This is a genomic window from Bradyrhizobium sp. 25ACV, assembly GCF_054863005.1.
In genome coordinates, this window is the sequence record NZ_JAVAYO010000001.1 from 821,031 (window position 1) to 837,188 (window position 16,158).

Here is a 16,158-nt window from a genome sequence, read left to right on the forward strand (position 1 = left end):
CTCCAAGTCGCGAGCAATCTCCCGCACGCAGCCTAGCATGCGCGCCCGAGGTCTTGCACGGGTCGCGCCGCAACGTAAGCTGATCCCGCATCTGGCGGAACGGGCCGAATGTCTGGCGCGGCTGATCGGCGATGGCGCCCTTGCGCCCGCCCGCGAAGTCTTGCGCAAGATCGAGCGGCAGTTGAAGGTGCTGCCCCAACGAAGCATGGAGAACTCGGTGACCTCTGACAATCCCGTCGCGTACGAATGCGTTGGCAACATCGCCCGCATCACGCTGCGCCGCCCGCCCGTCAATGCGCTGAACCTCGAGATGATCCGCGCAGTTGTCGCAGCCTTGCGCCGCGCTGCGGACGACGACGGCGCACGCGTGGTCGTGCTGGCGAGCGCAATTGCAAAACGTTTTTCGGCGGGCCTCGACCTCGACATCCTGCTTGGCAGATCCGGCGCCGAGATCCGGGAATTCCTCCAGGCGCTCTATATCGACCTTTACGATGCACAGTACGGGCTCGGAAAGCCCTCGATCGCCGCGGTCGGCGGTGCGGCGCGCGGCGGCGGCATGACCATGGCGGTGTCCTGCGACGTGGTGCTGGCAGCCGAGAGCGCGACGTTCGGCTATCCCGAGATCGACGTCGGCGTCATTCCCGCGATCCACTACGCGCATCTGCCGCGCATCGTGGGACGACACCGCGCCTTCGAGCTGCTGTTCACCGGCCGGGTCTTCAGCGCCATGGAAGCACGCGAGCTCGGCGTGGTGAACCGCGTCGTCGCGGATGCGGCGCTCGAGGCCGAGGTGGCGAAGCTCGCTGCGCAGTTCACCGGCAAATCGGCCGCGGTGCTGCGGATGGGGCGGGCCGCCTTCATGCGCCAGATCGATCTCGACTATCGCCGCAGCATTGCGAGCGCGGTGGACGATTTCTGCAACGTCGCGACGTCGGATGAGGCGCAGGAGGGCTTGAGGGCGTTCGTGGAGAAGCGGGCGCCGAAATGGTGAGGACAGCAGGGCCCCCGCGCGTCGGAAGCGCTGCGCGTTCAGGCGGTCCTGTCGACGGAGGACGATGAATCGGCCGGCGGATATTTCGTCACCGGCACCATGAAGGATTTGGTGCCGACCTGGTAGATGACATTGCCGTTCTGCCCGTCATCGGTCGCGATCTGCGTCTGCCCGAACATGATGACGTTCTTGTAGACGTAGCCGGTGCCCTGGCGCGTGACGCCATCGGTGGTGACGCTGACCTGCGCTTCCTTGCCATTGACCGCGAGCACCTTGAAGCTCGCGCTTTTGCCGTTGGCGCTGGAATAGCCGCCCCAACTTCCCATGAGACGGCTGTCGGAAGCCGGCGGGGCCTGCTTCTCGAGATTCGCGGTCTGCTTGCCAGCGCCCCCGAAGGAGAACAGCATCACCATGTTCTTGCCGTCCTTGGTGCCGACCGTGACCCCGCCGAAGGTGATGAGCGTGCCCTGGACCTCGGCAAAGCCGCGCTCGGTGTGCCCGTTATGGGTGTACTCGACCTGCGCCCGGGCACCGCGGATGTTCACGACCTTGAAGCCGACGGGCTGGTTGTTGCCCACCCAATTGCCCTTCCAGTCGCCGACCAGAGCACTCTGGTGATACAGGCGCTCGTTGGCGGGCGAAATCTGGTTGGTGCTCGATGAGATGACGGCCATGTGATTGCTCGGAAGACGGGCCCGACAGACCCGCTTCGTTCGGCTTCAGCGATATCGGGACGCCGACTGGAAACGGACAGAAACCGACCGATTAGGGCCATGCACCGGTTAACGAGCCGTTAAGTTCAACTGCCGGTTGGATGGGCAAAAGGTCTCAGCCGGGGGGCTTCAGCGCCCCCAGCGGTCCGACCAGATCTTCTCGCCGATCAGGCAATTGACGCGCGGCTCCTTGTCGGCGACCCGCATCACGGGGCGCTCCGGCGTGCGGCCGGCGACCTCCATCAGCAGCTTGGTGCGGATCGCCTCCTTGAACTTGTCACGGTCCTTGATCGTGATGACGAAGGAGCCCGGACCGCCGATGACGCAGTCCTCGTAATAGAAATCGAGATTGTCGATATCCATGGTCGAATAGGACGGCTCCTTGACCATGATCGGCAGGCCGTTGATGACGACGCCCTTCTCCAGCGCAGCATCGCGCGCCACCGTGACGGGGCCGCCATTGTTGTTGGGGCCGTCGCCGGAAATGTCGATCACACGGCGCAGGCCCCGATAGGGATCCTCGTCGAACAGCGGCATCGCGAACGTGATCGCGCCGGAGATCGAGGTGCGCGAGGCGCGCCGGATCGGCGTCTTCATGATCTCGGCCGCGACCGCATCCGCCGTCTCCGGCCCGTCGACCAGCCGCCAGGGGATGATGATCTTCTGGTCGCTCGAGGCGGCCCACTCGAAATAGGTCACCGCGATCCGGCCGTTCGGACCGAGCTTCAGCGCCTGAAGAAATTCCTTCGACTGGATTGCCTGCGCATAGCCTTCGCGCTGGATCGCGAGCTCGTCCATGTCCATGGAGTAGGACACGTCGACGGCGAGGATCAGCTCGACGTCGACCGTCTGCGCGTCCCTGTCGGCTGCAAGCCGCTGCGGCTCGTTCTTTGGCGGTTCGAATTTTGGTCCTGGTGCCGCGATGCCCGCGACGTCCCCTCCGGCAAACATGCCGGCAACCAGCACAGCCCCGATCGAGAACAGCAAGCGCATCGCAGTCTCCCGTCGTATGACGCGATGGTGACATGCAATCGCCGAGCCGCAAAGGGCGAAGATCGCTTGCGCTTCACATTCGAGTTAGGAAGCTGCGGGTTGGGTATGTGCACGCCCTTGCGCAAGGCTGCCGCCGTGTTGCCGCGCTCGCGCCGCTGGAACGCGCCAGATTGCTCGCATCATCGGGCTCGCGATGCGCAAAGCCCGAACGACGAGCCGCGGGACAGAGCGTCCCGCCTACTTGTCCGGCACGATTTCCATGCTAGGTTGGCCACACAGATGGGGATGGAGTCCCCCGATAACCGCCCGGCGGCCTTGAACCCGAATCTTGGACCGTGATGGGCTGATGACTCCTGCTTGAGGAGGGGCGTTCTTGGGCCTCTGCCTTCGGCGGGAGCATGGACAAACCCGCCGGTGGCGGGTTTTTTGTTGTCTGGCGACGAAAGCCGGGAGAACGCGAAGGAGACGGCGAAGACGTGACGACGACGACACCGAATGCTGCGCGTGCGGGGCTGCCCAGGGGGATCTGGGTGCTCGGCTTCGTGTCGATGCTGATGGACATCTCCTCCGAGATGATCCACGCGCTCCTGCCGGTCTATCTCGTCACCGTGCTCGGCGCTTCGACGCTCACCGTCGGCTTCATCGAGGGCATCGCGGAGGCGACGGCCTCGATCACGAAGATCTTTTCCGGCGCATTGTCCGACTGGCTCGGCCGGCGCAAGCTGCTCGCAGCGCTCGGCTACGGGCTCGCAGCCTTCACCAAGCCGTTGTTCCCGCTTGCCCCCAGCGTCGGATGGCTGGTGGCCGCGCGCTTCATCGACCGCGTCGGCAAGGGCATTCGCGGCGCGCCCCGCGATGCGCTGATCGCCGATATCGCACCTCGCGGCCTGCGCGGGGCGAGCTTTGGCCTGCGGCAGTCGCTCGACACCATCGGCGCCTTCGTCGGACCGCTCGTGGCGATCGGCCTGATGTGGTGGACCGCCGACAATTTTACCGCGGTGTTCTGGGTGGCGGTGCTGCCGGCATTCCTGTCCTTCGGCTTGATCGCGTTCGCGGTGAGCGAGCCGGAGCCGGATCCGAGCCGGGAGCCTGCAGGGAATCCGCTCAATCTTGCCGCGATGCGGCAGCTCGGCGCGGTCTATTGGCGCGTCGTGGCTGTCGGCGTCGTCTTCACCCTCGCGCGCTTCAGCGAGGCCTTTTTGATCCTGCGGGCACAGAACATCGGGCTCAATGCAATGTGGGTGCCGGCGGTGCTGGTGCTGATGAACATCGTCTACGCGCTGTCGGCCTATCCGGCCGGCGTGCTCTCGGACCGGATCAACCGGACCGGCCTGCTCGCGCTCGGGCTCGTCTTCCTCGCGTGTGCCGATCTCGCGCTGGCGCTGCTGCCGAGCCTTGGCGGCCTCGCGCTCGGCGTCGCGCTGTGGGGGCTGCATATGGGACTGACGCAAGGATTGCTCTCGGCCCTCGTCGCCGACGCCGCGCCGCCCAGCCTGCGCGGCACCGCGTTCGGCTATTTCAACCTGTTCACCGGCCTTGCCTTGCTGGCCGCGAGCGTGATCGCCGGCGCGCTGTGGGACGCCTATGGTCCGGCAGGAACGTTCTTTGCGGGGCTCGGCTTCGCGCTGGTCTCGCTCGTGGGCCTCCTGGCCGTCGGCAACGGTCTGGCAGCGGAGGACAAATGAGGATGGGAGGTCGTTCATCGTGCTGAGCGGAGCAATCGCGATCATGGTCGGCAGCGTGCTCGGCGGCTGCGCGCGCTATTTCTTGTCTGGCGTGATCGCGCGGCGGCTGGGCGAGACGTTTCCGTGGGGCACCATGACCATCAACGTCACCGGCGCCTTCCTGATCGGTATTTTCGGCGCGCTGGCGACCCATCCCGGCTCGGCCTTCGCCACGCCCAATCCGTGGCTGTTCGCGGTGACGGGATTTCTCGGCTGCTACACCACGGTGTCCTCGTTCAGCCTGCAGACCCTGACACTCGCGCGTAACGGCGAACCGATGCATGCGCTCGGCAATATCGTGTTCTCGGTCGGGCTCTGCCTTGCCGCCGTCAGCTGCGGTTTCCTCCTTACCGACGGTCTGGGAGGATAGAGGCCGATGAACTCTCCCGCCGAGCGCTGGCGCACTGCGCTGCTCTATGCCTGGGTTGCCGCCGGCAGCATCGTAGGCGGCCTGACGCGCTATCTCGTCGGGCTCGCGCTCGACACCGGGCCGGGCTTTCCCTTCGCGACGCTGTTCATCAACGCCACGGGCTCGCTGATCATCGGCTTCTACGCGACGCTGACCGGCCCCGACGGCCGCATGCTGGCGCGGCCCGAGCACCGGCAATTCGTCATGACCGGGTTCTGCGGCGGCTACACCACCTTTTCGACCTTCAGCCTGGAGACCTTCCGCCTGTTCCACAGCGGCATGAAATACACCGCGCTGGCCTATATCGCGGCATCCGTCATCTGCTGGCTGGTGTCGGTATGGGCAGGGCATATGATGGCGAGCCGCTACAACCGCTTGGCGAGGAGCTGACCATGCAAATCCCCAATCAGGCAGTTTCGCTCCGGATCTTCATCGGCGAGAGCGACCATTTCGACGGCAAGCCGCTTTATGAAGCGATCGTGATGACCGCGCGCGAGCGGCACCTTGCCGGCGCCACCGTGCTGCGCGGCCCCATGGGCTTCGGCAAGTCGAGCCGGCTGCATACGTCGAAGATCCTGCGGCTGTCGGAAGATTTGCCGCTCCTGATCGAGATCGTCGACAGCGAGGACAACATCAACGCATTCCTGCCCATCCTGGATGGCATGATGTCGAGCGGGCTGATCACCTTGGAGAAGGTGCAGGTCCTGCAATATGGTGCGAAGGCTGCAAGCTGATCGCTGCGGCAGGGAACCCGAGCCCGCGGTGTCCGGGAGGCGGAATGAACAACACTGTCACCAAGCCGAAGACGCGGACCAAGACCAAGGTCGAGCGGCCGAAGCTGCACAAGGTCATCCTGATCAACGACGACTACACGCCGCGCGAATTCGTCACCATGATCCTGAAGGCCGAATTCCGCATGACCGAGGATCAGGCCTACAAGGTGATGATCACCGCGCACAAGCTCGGCGCCTGCGTCGTCGCCGTGTTCACCAGGGACGTCGCCGAGACCAAGGCCACCCGCGCCACCGATGCCGGCCGCGCCAAGGGCTATCCGCTGCTGTTTACGACGGAGCCGGAGGAATAGGGCGTCGTTTGCCCGCTTCCGGTCAATTTTATCGATCCCCGCTACCACAGGTTCAATCTCCTGTGTCACCACCGTGAGATGACAGTTGCACTGCGCAAACAGCTCGCGCTCAAGCCGGCCCGCCCAGAAACCTCGTTCGGTCCGTTCAAGCTCCTGCACGCCCTGCCCTGGCTAATCCTGGCGGCTGCGATGCGGGTGATCGCGTTCGGCGGCGGCGCCGTGGCGCTGCCGGCAATAATCATTGCCGACATTTCGGTGCTCCTGGCCTTCTTCGCAACGGCGCAACAATCGATCGAGGCGGCCGGCGGCCAGTCCTCGATCGGCGCGCTGAGATTGGGCGAGCAGTTCAAGCTGTCCTTCTCGATCCTGTGGCGGATCGCACTCGTGATGATCGCGGCGGCGCTCAGCGCCAGATTAGCCGGCTTTGAGGCTTCCTATCATCTCTTGGCGGGGCTCGATGGCATGGCGTTCGACCAGTTCACCCATCCCGGGCGCTTCTGGAGTGCATGGATCGGCACCATCGTGCTGCTCATGATCATCCGTGCCGAGCGCGATGACGGCAGGGTCGCCCTGTTCGCCGCCGTCGGCGAGTTTGCACGGCGCGGGCTGTGGCTCGGCGCCGCCGTGATCGCGCTCGGTGTCATCAACGTCGCCCTCGCCTACGGACAGGAAGCGGTGCGGAGCGCTATCTGGAATTTCTGGCAGACCTCGTCAGCGAGCCAGTTCAGCAAGAACCTGATCTATTTCGTTTTCATCTTCAGCTTTGCGATGCTGCGGCTGTGGATCACTCTGACGATCCTGACGCTTGGGCTGAGGCAGTCATATGTGCGCTGACTAGTTTCGTCGCCGGTGCCGTCCGCTAGGCCATCACAACCGGGGTCTCCTCGCCAAGCCCATACACGCGCTGCGCCTTGGAAAATCCCGCGATCGGAAACTCGCCGAGCTCGCGCCAGTCGTGGCGGCAGACATTGGCAAAACCTTCCGAGGCAACGACGGTCCGCCCCAGGCGGCCCGTGATCTTCTCCAGCCTCGCGGCAAGATTGACGGCCGGTCCGATGCAGGTGAAGTCGAGGCGGTTGCCGCCGCCGATATTGCCGTAGAGGATGTTTCCGACGTGCAGCGCGACGCCGAAGCGGAAGCGCTCGACGGCCTCGCCGACCGGAAAGGCCAGCGCCTCGACGCTGGCGCGGGACTCGCGCGCCGCCTCCAGTACGCGCGAACAGACATGGGCGGCATCGCCGACATATTCGTCGATCGGAAACACCGCGAGCAGGCCGTCGCCCATGAATTTCAGCACTTCGCCGCCATGGCCGCGGATCGCCGTCACCTGGCAGTCGAAATAGTGATTGAGGATCTCGACCACCGTCTCGGCCGGCAGCCGGTCCGACAGCGCGGTGAAGCCGCGCAGGTCCGAGAGCCAGATCGCGGCCTGCATGGTGTCGTTGTGGCCGCGACGGATCTGGCCGCCGAGGATGCGCGCGCCGGCACGGTTGCCGACATAGGTGTCGAGCAGCATCTCGGCGGTGCGGCGCAGGCTGATGATCTCGCTGACGCGCGCCAGCGGCGTCACGATGGAGCGGATCGCCGCGATGTGGTCGTCGGTGAAGCCGCCGGGATGACGTGTCACCCAGCTCGTCGCGTGGACCGAGCCGTCGAGAAACGGCATCGGCACCGCGATATAGTCGGTCGCTCCTTCGGCGCCCATGTCGTTGACGATCGGAAAGCGCGCATTGTCGGGATCGCCGACGCGCCCCCTGACCTCGATTCCCTGCTCGAACACGATGCGGAGCGGGCTTGCGGCGAATTCGGGCGTGTCCAGGACATCGAAATCGACGGTGCCGACCTCGACCTCCTCGCCCTGCCGCCAGATGAAGTTGCGGCCGAAGATTTCGGGATGCAGGGTGCGGATGAAAATGCCGAACCGCCAGATTGGCAGGCCGGCTTCGACCAGATGTTCGCAGACGTCCGCGATCATCGCGGCCGGGGTGCCCGACGACCGCGCGCCGTCGATCAGCCAGTTGGTGATGCGCTGGAGCTCGGAGCTATGCATGCCCGCATTTGCGGACGAAGTTGTAGCGCCGTCAAGCTGCGCGGTGGGCTAGTACCGCGACATTAAAGCGTCACCGCGGATCTTCACCTCTAAATACGGGAGAGGTGAAGACCTAGCGTCCCACCTGCCCGCGGTCGCGCAGGAAGTGATCGGCCAGCACGCAGGCCATCATGGCTTCGCCGACGGGGACGGCGCGGATGCCGACGCAGGGGTCGTGGCGGCCCTTGGTGAAGATTTCGGTGTCCGCGCCCTTGCGATCGACGGTCCGGCGCGGCTGCAGGATCGAGGACGTCGGCTTCACCGCGAAACGCACCACCACCGGCTGCCCCGTGGAGATGCCGCCCAGCACGCCGCCGGCATGGTTGGACAGGAAGCGCGTGCCGTCGTTGCCGGTGCGCATCTCGTCGGCGTTCTCCTCGCCGGTCAATTCCGCCGCGCCGAAACCGGCGCCGATCTCGACACCCTTCACCGCGTTGATGGTCATCATCGCGCCCGCCAGATCGGAATCGAGCTTGGCGTAGATCGGTGCGCCAAGGCCGGCCGGCACGCCTTCGGCGACGACCTCGATCACCGCGCCGATCGAAGAGCCGCTCTTGCGGATGCCGTCGAGATAGGTCTCGAAGAACGCGGCCTTGTCCTTGTCCGGGCAGAAGAACGGATTTCTGGCGATCTCGTCCCAATCCCACTTCGCACGGTCGATCTTGTGCGGGCCGATCTGCACCAGCGCGCCGCGCACCTTGACGTCGGGCAGCACCTTGCGCGCGATGGCGCCGGCGGCAACGCGCGTCGCGGTCTCGCGCGCCGAGGAGCGGCCGCCGCCGCGATAATCGCGCAGGCCGTATTTGGCCTCATAGGTGAAGTCGGCGTGACCGGGGCGAAACTTGTCCTTGATCTCGGAATAGTCCTTCGAGCGCTGGTCGGTGTTCTCGATCAGGAGCCCGATCGGCGTGCCCGTCGTCACCTGCACACCGGTCTCCGGATGCGCCATCACGCCGGAGAGGATCTTGACCTGGTCCGGCTCCTGGCGCTGGGTGGTGAAGCGCGACTGGCCCGGCCGGCGGCGATCGAGGTCCTGCTGGATGTCGGCCTCGGTGAGCGGGATCATGGGCGGACAGCCGTCGACCACGCAGCCGATTGCCACCCCATGGCTCTCGCCGAAAGTGGTGACGCGGAACATGTGGCCGAAGGTGTTGAAGGACATCGCTGCTCGCTGGTGCGTAAGTCAGTTCTGACTTGTGGTAGCGCCCGGGAACAGGTCGTTCAACCCCGTTCCGTCATTCCGGGATGGTCCGAAGGACCAGACCCGGAATCTCGAGATTCTCAGGTGCGCAAGGGCGCACCGGAGTTCGCCCTTCGCACCGCCCCGGAATGACAGCGATGGGCTTAACTAAACTTCTCCAGCCGGCCGTCGCGGAACACGTAGACGGCGCCCTGCTCGATATAGAGCTCGGCAGCACTGACGGGGGTCTCCAGGCCGAGCGAAACCATCAGGGCCCGGCAGGTCCCGCCATGGGCGACCGCGACGATGTCGGTCCGCAGCTGGTCGTACCAGGCGCGAACGCGGACCTGCACGTCGGCATAGGTCTCCCCGCCGTCGGGGCCGACCGTCCATTTGTCGGCGAGGCGCCTGGCATAGACGCCGGGATCCTTCGCCTCGCTCTCGGCCAACGTCAGACCTTCCCAGACGCCGTAGCCGATCTCGCGCAGGCGATCGTCGAGCGAATAGTCCGCCACCGGCAGCTCGAGCTTGGCGCGCGCGAGTTCCATGGTCTGGCGCGCACGGCCGAGCGGGCTCGACACATACGGTAGCGCCGCCTTGTCACGCCCTTCGCGTTTGAAGAGATCGGCGAGAATGCCGCCGGCCTGCACGGCCTGACCGCGTCCACGCGCGTTCAGCGGAACGTCCTTGGTGCCCTGAAGCCTCCCGAGCGCATTCCACTCGGTCTCACCATGGCGAAGGTAATAGATCGTGGGCACGGCCATTCCGGATTTGCGGCTAGTCCTTGCCGCCGAACGAGATGTCCGGCGCGTCCGGGCGCTTCATGCCGAGCACGTGATAGCCAGAGTCGACGTGATGCACCTCGCCGGTGACGCCGCGCGAGAGGTCGGAGAGGAAATACAGCGCACTGCCGCCGACGTCCTCGGTCGACACGTTACGTCGCATCGGCGCGTTGGCCTCGTTCCACTTCAGGATATAGCGGAAATCGCCGATGCCTGATGCCGCGAGCGTCTTGATCGGACCAGCCGAGATCGCATTGACGCGGATGTTCTTCTCGCCGAGGTCGGCGGCGAGATAGCGCACGCTGGCCTCCAGCGCCGCCTTGGCGACGCCCATCACGTTGTAATGCGGCATCCACTTCTCGGCGCCGTAATAGCTGAGCGTGATCAGCGAGCCGCCGTCGGTCATCAGCTTCTCGGCGCGCTGCGCCACGGCCGTGAACGAGTAGCAGGAGATCAGCATCGACTTGGAGAAATTCTCCTGCGTGGTGTCGACATAGCGACCGTCGAGCTGCTCGCCATAGGCGATCGCGTGCACCAGGAAGTCGATCTTGCCCCATTTCTCCTTCAGCACCGCGAACGCGGCATCGATGGTCGCGGCATCCGTGACGTCGCAATGGCCGAGCACGAGACCACCGATCTCGGCGGCGAGCGGCTCGACGCGCTTCTTCAGCGCATCGCCCTGATAGGTGAAGGCGAGCTCGGCGCCGGCGGCGTGGCATGCCTTGGCGATGCCCCAGGCAATCGAGCGGTTGTTGGCAACGCCGAGGACCACTCCGCGCTTTCCTTGCATCAGACCCGAATTCTGCGCCATTTTTGAACGTCCCGTCGAACTCTTGGTGAGGTCTGGAGGTACACCAGCCCTACCCTGCGGTACAGCCCTAATACGCCGCGTTAACGCTGTTTCGAGCGCCGGAATAGCCGTTCCGTTCGGGTGTTATGATCGCTATAGGCGCTCGCGCCTGATACCAGGACGTCAAGACCGCAATGAGTGCGTTTCGCCAGAGTGTGGAAGCCATGATCCCGGCGTTGCGCCGCTACGCCCGCGCGCTCACGCGCGACGCGGACGCGGCCGACGATCTGGTGCAGGACACGCTGGTGCGGGCACTGCGTTCGGAGCGATTGTTTCTCGGAGGCGACGTCAGGAGCTGGCTCTACACGATCCTGACCAACCTCAACAAGAACCGGCGGCGCTCGCTGGCGAGGCGGCCGCAGTTCATGCAGCTGACGGAGAACAACCCGGATGCCAGCGGCACCGAAGCCGAAGCGCGCGACATCGAGAGGGCGCTGGCGACGCTCGTCGAGGAGCAACGCTCGGTGCTGCTCCTCGTGATGCTGGAAGGCATGAGCTATCGCGAGGTCGCCGACATCCAGGGCGTGCCGATCGGCACCGTGATGTCGCGCCTCGCCCGTGCCCGCGCCCACGTCAAGGCATCGCTGGAGGGCGAGCGACCGACGCTCAGGCGGGTGAAATGATGGCAGGGTTGATGCATCGCGTGTCGTCCGCCCGCAGCACGAAGATGAGCTACGCGACGTCGAGCTTTGAACGACATTTAAGGCCACAGAGCCAGAGACGATTGATATGAACGACCGCAATATCCCAGTGACCGAGGACGAGCTGCACGCCTATGTCGACGGCGAGCTGCCGGCCGAGCGCCGCGCCGACGTCGAGGCCTGGCTCGCCGCCCATCCTGAAGAGGCCGAGCGCGTGCAGTCCTGGCGCGCCATGGCTGAGATGCTGCACGCCCGCTACGACTCCGTCGCCCAGGAGCCGGTGCCGGCCCGACTGGAGCTCGAGCGGCTGGAACGCCGCCCGCGGCAATGGCTCTATGGCGCCGCGGCGGCGGTGCTGGTCGCCTTCGTCGCCGGCGGCGCTGCCGGCTGGGTCGGGCATGGCGCCGCCAATGCCCCCTCCACCTTCCGGAGCTTTACGGCGGACGCGCTCGACGCCCACCGCCTCTATGTCGTGGAGGTCCGCCACCCCGTCGAGGTCGGCGGCAACGAGCGCGACCACCTGCAGGCCTGGCTGACCCGGCGATGCGGCTGGACCGTGTTCGCGCCGAACCTGGAGGCGAGCGGGCTGAAGCTCGTCGGCGGCCGGCTGTTGCCGGGTCCGAGCGGTCCGGCCTCCTTCCTGATGTATGAGGGCGCCTCGGGCGAACGCTACACGATCTACACCGCCAAGACCGAGAATGGTGCGACGCAAATGCGCTACGCCAAGACGGACAAGGACGGCGCGTTGTTCTGGGCCGAGCGCGGCGTCGGCTACGTCGTCAGCGGCGGCGGTGATCGCGACCGGCTGACCCGGGTGGCGCAGGCGGTCTATGATCAGGCCGAGAAAAACGGCACCTAGACAGCCGCTTGAGGGCGGTGCCTAGATTCCGTCATTGAAAATTTGGAATGAAGACATCGGCGCGTCTCATTATCGCACCGGATGATCACGCGAAAATGAGCAGCGTTCGATCCGCCGATCGACGCGGGCGGCCTCGATTGGGGTTTTTGGTACCGCGCTGGTCCCCCTCTCGAGGCCGCACCTTTTTATCGGCTGCCCCGCCGGGCAACCGACACGTCTCGAACGTCAGCGTCGAAGCGCGAGCCGCGCTTCAGGCGTATGTTGAGCATCATCCTTTCGGGAAGAGAATGCTCCGATCGTCGGGATGCCTCGGCTAGCGCCCTAGCCGAGTCCGCTACGTGGATTGTAGGGGTGTTGGTCCCGCCACTTCTCCATCAATGCTTCAAGCTCGGCGTCGTTCCCGTCCGGTAGCATAATCCTGATGGTGACGAAGAGATCCCCGGTTCCGCCAGATTTCGGCAATCCCTTACCTTTGAGGCGGAAGGTCCGGCCACTGGAGGTGTTTTTCGGAACCGAAAGCTCCACGGCGTTGCCGAGGGTGGGCACGCGAACCTTGGCCCCGAGCACCGCCTCGTAGAGCGTCACCGGCAGATCGATCCGCAAGTCAGCGCCCTCAACCTTGAAGTGGGCGTGCGGCGCGATGCTGATCGTGATCAGGAGATCGCCGGGCGGATGGCCCTGCGCGGACTCGCCCTGTCCCCGGAGCCGGATCTGCTGGCCCTCGGTTACGCCGGCCGGAATCTTGACGTTGAGCTCCTTGCCCGTCGGCAGCCGGACGCGCTTCTCGCCGCCCTTGACCGACTCTTCCAGCGAGACGGACATGGCGACATTCACGTCGAGATCGAGCCCGACGCCGCCGGTGTCGAATTCGAACTGCCCGGCGCCGCCAGCCCCAGGCCGGGCGCCGCGCACCCCGCCGCCGAACATGCTGTTGAGGATATCCTCGAACGCGCCGCCGCCCTGGCCGGGGCCGCCGCCGGAGCGGAACGTATAGCTTTCGAACCCGCCGGGACCGGCGCGGCCGCGCGGCCCCCCACCGCCCGGAAAACCCTGGAAGCGCGGCTTGCCGTCCGCGTCGATCTCGCCGCGGTCGAACTGCTTGCGCTTGTCCTCGTCACCGATGATCTCGTTCGCCGAGTTGATCTCGGAGAAGCGCTCGGCGGCCTTCGGGTCGTCCTTGTTGCTGTCGGGATGATGCTTCTTGGCAAGCTTGCGATAGGCGCTCTTGATCGCGGCAGCGCTGGCGCTCCGCGGCACCCCCAAGACCTCATAGGGGTCGCGCATCCGTCACGTCTCCTTCAAGAAATCGAATTGTTCAAAGGGCTCCCCGCCCCACCAGGGATTCATGTGGGAAGAGAGTGGCATTTTTGCAACTAGGGGCGCGCGCCGAATCCTAGCTCCGCCACGGCTTTAGCGTATGAATCTCCCAACGGCCACGGGTGCTTTGGCAGCCGGCGCCCTGGAGCCAGCTTTCGGTCGCCCCGTTGACGTAGCTCGCCAGGAAATCGCGGCATCTGCGGCCGTCCTCGGCGGCATAGGACTGCGCGATCGGCGTCACCGAACCGCGCGCGCCGGTCTCCGGATTCTCCCAATGCTGGCTGGAATCCCTGTCGCCCTTGCTGAGGACGTCGGAGGCGGCGTTGCGGGCGAAGGCGAGATCGGTCTCGGTCGGCGGGGCGTCCTTCGCCGGCCGCGCGATCGAACCGGTGAGGTCGCTGTCGTCGGCCTTGGCGTAGGCACTCTTGTCATTGCGGGAAAAGCTGCATCCTCCGGCACCGACCCCGATGAGAATGATCGTCACGACAAAGCCGGACGGCCGGATCGCCGATAGGCCAACGCGTCCCCATGCCCTATATAGGGCGGTAGCGGACGACATCGCGTTTTGGGCCGCGGGACGCAACTCGGACTCCAGACATGACCGACACGACCTCGATGAAACACCAGACACCCTTAACATCCGGTGATTTCACCGCCGCCGACGAGCCATTTGCGCTGTTCGAGGCCTGGCTGAACGAGGCGATCAAGAGCGAGCCGAACGATCCGAACGCTATGGCGCTCGCAACCGTCGACCCCGACGGGCTGCCTGACGTGCGCATGGTGCTGATGAAAGGCTTCGATACCGAGGGTTTTGTCTTCTACAGCCACATCGCCAGCCAGAAGGGCCGCGAACTCGCCTCAAATCCTAAGGCAGCGTTACTTTTTCACTGGAAGTCGCTGCGCCGTCAGGTCCGCATCCGCGGCAACGTGACGCCGGTGACCGAGGCCGAGGCCGACGCCTATTTCGCCACCCGACCCAAGCAGGCCCAGATCGGCGCCTGGGCAAGCAAGCAGTCGCAAGAGCTGGAGTCCCGCTTCGCCTTCGAGCAGGCGATCGCGAAGGTCGCGGCCAGATACGTCATCGGCGAAGTGCCGCGGCCGCCGGGCTGGAGCGGCTGGCGCATCACGCCCTCGCGTATCGAGTTCTGGCACGACCGCCCGTTCCGCTTGCACGACCGCATCGAATTTCGCCGTGACGCGGCCGGCCAGAAGTGGTCCAAGACGCGGATGTACCCCTAAGCTTTAGGCCGACCTGAAAGATGTCCATGCCGCATTCGTCCAATGCGCCGCGCCGCACACTGCTCCTGACCGGAGCCAGCCGCGGCATCGGCCACGCCACCGTGATCCGCTTCTCCTCGGCGGGCTGGCGCGTCATCACCTGCTCGCGGCATCCGTTTCCGGAGGACTGCCCGTGGGACGCGGGACCCGAGGACCACATCCAGGTCGACCTCGGCAATCCCGAGGATACCGCGCGCGCGATCAGCGAGATACGCAGCCGGCTGGAGGGCGGCACGCTGCATGCGCTGGTCAACAACGCCGCGATCTCGCCGAAGGGCGCGGGCGGCTCCAGGCTCGGCTCGGTCGACACCGATCTCGACACCTGGACGCACGTCTTCCACGTCAATTTCTTCGCGCCGATCATGATGGCGCGCGGGCTGATCGAGGAATTGAAGGCGGCCAAGGGCTCGGTCGTGAACGTCACCTCGATCGCGGGCTCGCGCGTGCACCCCTTTGCGGGCGCCGCCTACGCCACGTCGAAGGCCGCACTCGCATCGCTGACGCGCGAGATGGCCTCCGATTTCGGCCGCGTCGGCGTCCGCGTCAACGCGATCGCACCGGGCGAGATCGACACCTCGATCCTGTCGCCGGGCACCGAGAAGATCGTCGAACAGCAGATCCCGATGCACCGCCTCGGCACGCCCGACGAAGTGGCAAAAATCATCTACGTGCTGTGCACGGACACCTCGTCCTACGTCAACGGCGCCGAGATCCACATCAACGGCGGCCAGCACGTTTGACCGGTTCGCGTCATTGCGAGCGCAGCGCTCCTCGCAATGACGGAGTATGAGGTGACAGCTTGCTTCTCCAGGTGACGCCGTCATTCCCCGCGCAGGCGGGGAATCCAGTACGCCGCGGCCCATCGGTTCAGCCACGAGCGTCTCTGGAATACTGGATCGCCCGCCCCAGTGCGCAAGTGCGCACAAGGCGGGCGATGACAGCGAGTATGTGGCTGCAGACATGCCTCCTCGGCCTCGCGGCGGATTTCGCCCGAGCTTTGCTTGGTCTCGCTACCCTCTAAATCCAAGAGGGCGCAGGGAAGGCCGGGTGCCCAGCTCGCACCCGCGGTCTGCTGCGCAATAGGCACACGCAGAAGAACCGCACAGCAGCATACAGGTGTGGCCAATCACTCGGCCTTCCCTGCGCGATGGTTGGACGGCTTATGCCGTGATCTCCCGGGAGCCGACCATTCCTTCTGGCCTCCCTCGCCCCGCGAATTGATGATGCAGTCTGCCCGGTTGGGCTCGC

Annotated in this window: 19 protein-coding genes and 1 riboswitch; of the genes, 11 read left to right on the forward strand and 8 right to left on the reverse strand. The window is 65.4% G+C overall.

Translation table 11 applies throughout. The features are described 5' to 3' along the window. Positions 1–37: 37 nt before the first annotated feature. Positions 38–991: an enoyl-CoA hydratase/isomerase family protein gene (locus RAD04_RS03675; protein ID WP_461622671.1), complete on the forward strand. Its 954-nt coding sequence runs from the start codon at positions 38–40 to the stop codon at positions 989–991. A gap of 38 nt (positions 992–1,029) precedes the next feature. Here the strand turns inward: RAD04_RS03675 and RAD04_RS03680 are convergent, their stop codons facing one another. Together RAD04_RS03680 and RAD04_RS03685 are read right to left on the reverse strand one after the other, a co-directional pair. Next, on the reverse strand, positions 1,030–1,665 hold the full coding sequence (locus RAD04_RS03680; RefSeq protein ID WP_461622672.1) for a hypothetical protein: 636 nt from the start codon (positions 1,663–1,665) through the stop codon (positions 1,030–1,032). Between the two features lie 168 nt (positions 1,666–1,833). Continuing rightward, on the reverse strand, positions 1,834–2,697 hold the full coding sequence (locus RAD04_RS03685; protein ID WP_091964726.1) for a DUF1194 domain-containing protein: 864 nt from the start codon (positions 2,695–2,697) through the stop codon (positions 1,834–1,836). Positions 2,698–2,969: 272 nt separating this feature from the next. Beyond that, a riboswitch (Fluoride riboswitch) is annotated at positions 2,970–3,060 on the forward strand. 113 nt (positions 3,061–3,173) lie between these two features. Between RAD04_RS03685 and RAD04_RS03690 the strand changes: the two genes are divergently transcribed. From RAD04_RS03690 to RAD04_RS03715, 6 genes are all read left to right on the forward strand, one after another. Next, positions 3,174–4,382 carry an MFS transporter gene (locus RAD04_RS03690; protein ID WP_461622673.1) on the forward strand — a complete coding sequence of 403 codons (1,209 nt, stop codon included), beginning with the start codon at positions 3,174–3,176 and terminating at the stop codon, positions 4,380–4,382. 19 nt (positions 4,383–4,401) lie between these two features. Continuing rightward, positions 4,402–4,791, forward strand: a complete 390-nt coding sequence (gene crcB, locus RAD04_RS03695) for a fluoride efflux transporter CrcB (RefSeq protein WP_461622674.1) — start codon at positions 4,402–4,404, stop codon at positions 4,789–4,791. Between the two features lie 6 nt (positions 4,792–4,797). Next, positions 4,798–5,220, forward strand: coding sequence for a fluoride efflux transporter CrcB (crcB, locus tag RAD04_RS03700; protein WP_091964733.1), 423 nt, complete (start codon positions 4,798–4,800; stop codon positions 5,218–5,220). Between the two features lie 2 nt (positions 5,221–5,222). Next, positions 5,223–5,564: a DUF190 domain-containing protein gene (locus RAD04_RS03705; protein WP_018322578.1), complete on the forward strand. Its 342-nt coding sequence runs from the start codon at positions 5,223–5,225 to the stop codon at positions 5,562–5,564. A 44-nt stretch (positions 5,565–5,608) separates the two neighbouring features. Then, positions 5,609–5,914 (forward strand): ATP-dependent Clp protease adapter ClpS, encoded by a 306-nt coding sequence (gene clpS / locus RAD04_RS03710; protein ID WP_018322577.1) that lies wholly within the window; start codon positions 5,609–5,611, stop codon positions 5,912–5,914. 78 nt (positions 5,915–5,992) lie between these two features. Next, positions 5,993–6,748, forward strand: coding sequence for a hypothetical protein (locus RAD04_RS03715; RefSeq protein WP_461622675.1), 756 nt, complete (start codon positions 5,993–5,995; stop codon positions 6,746–6,748). 25 nt (positions 6,749–6,773) lie between these two features. Here RAD04_RS03715 and RAD04_RS03720 read toward each other — a convergent pair whose 3' ends face one another. The 4 genes from RAD04_RS03720 to fabI all read right to left on the reverse strand — a co-directional run bounded on the left by RAD04_RS03720 (position 6,774) and on the right by fabI (position 10,776). After that, the gene (locus RAD04_RS03720; RefSeq protein WP_461622676.1) at positions 6,774–7,964 is read right to left on the reverse strand and encodes an adenylate/guanylate cyclase domain-containing protein; all 1,191 of its coding nucleotides are present in this window, start codon (positions 7,962–7,964) and stop codon (positions 6,774–6,776) included. 112 nt (positions 7,965–8,076) lie between these two features. Beyond that, positions 8,077–9,165 (reverse strand): chorismate synthase, encoded by a 1,089-nt coding sequence (gene aroC / locus RAD04_RS03725; RefSeq protein ID WP_038972670.1) that lies wholly within the window; start codon positions 9,163–9,165, stop codon positions 8,077–8,079. Positions 9,166–9,347: 182 nt separating this feature from the next. After that, positions 9,348–9,947 carry a histidine phosphatase family protein gene (locus RAD04_RS03730; protein ID WP_461622677.1) on the reverse strand — a complete coding sequence of 200 codons (600 nt, stop codon included), beginning with the start codon at positions 9,945–9,947 and terminating at the stop codon, positions 9,348–9,350. A gap of 13 nt (positions 9,948–9,960) precedes the next feature. After that, complete coding sequence (fabI, locus tag RAD04_RS03735; protein WP_092259949.1) at positions 9,961–10,776, reverse strand: enoyl-ACP reductase FabI; 816 nt, start codon at positions 10,774–10,776, stop codon at positions 9,961–9,963. Between the two features lie 173 nt (positions 10,777–10,949). Between fabI and RAD04_RS03740 the strand changes: the two genes are divergently transcribed. Together RAD04_RS03740 and RAD04_RS03745 are read left to right on the forward strand one after the other, a co-directional pair. Next, positions 10,950–11,438, forward strand: a complete 489-nt coding sequence (locus tag RAD04_RS03740) for a sigma-70 family RNA polymerase sigma factor (RefSeq protein WP_461622678.1) — start codon at positions 10,950–10,952, stop codon at positions 11,436–11,438. A 106-nt stretch (positions 11,439–11,544) separates the two neighbouring features. Beyond that, the gene (locus RAD04_RS03745) at positions 11,545–12,315 is read left to right on the forward strand and encodes an anti-sigma factor family protein (protein ID WP_461622679.1); all 771 of its coding nucleotides are present in this window, start codon (positions 11,545–11,547) and stop codon (positions 12,313–12,315) included. A gap of 321 nt (positions 12,316–12,636) precedes the next feature. Here the strand turns inward: RAD04_RS03745 and RAD04_RS03750 are convergent, their stop codons facing one another. Together RAD04_RS03750 and RAD04_RS03755 are read right to left on the reverse strand one after the other, a co-directional pair. After that, positions 12,637–13,599, reverse strand: coding sequence for a DnaJ C-terminal domain-containing protein (locus RAD04_RS03750; RefSeq protein WP_461622680.1), 963 nt, complete (start codon positions 13,597–13,599; stop codon positions 12,637–12,639). A 109-nt stretch (positions 13,600–13,708) separates the two neighbouring features. Then, positions 13,709–14,191 (reverse strand): RT0821/Lpp0805 family surface protein, encoded by a 483-nt coding sequence (locus RAD04_RS03755; RefSeq protein ID WP_461622681.1) that lies wholly within the window; start codon positions 14,189–14,191, stop codon positions 13,709–13,711. 38 nt (positions 14,192–14,229) lie between these two features. Between RAD04_RS03755 and pdxH the strand changes: the two genes are divergently transcribed. Together pdxH and RAD04_RS03765 are read left to right on the forward strand one after the other, a co-directional pair. Next, a complete protein-coding gene (gene pdxH, locus RAD04_RS03760; RefSeq protein WP_038950564.1) occupies positions 14,230–14,871 on the forward strand; it encodes a pyridoxamine 5'-phosphate oxidase in 642 nt (213 codons plus the stop codon). Between the two features lie 26 nt (positions 14,872–14,897). Beyond that, positions 14,898–15,650 (forward strand): SDR family NAD(P)-dependent oxidoreductase, encoded by a 753-nt coding sequence (locus RAD04_RS03765; protein ID WP_461622682.1) that lies wholly within the window; start codon positions 14,898–14,900, stop codon positions 15,648–15,650. Positions 15,651–16,158 lie beyond the last annotated feature (508 nt).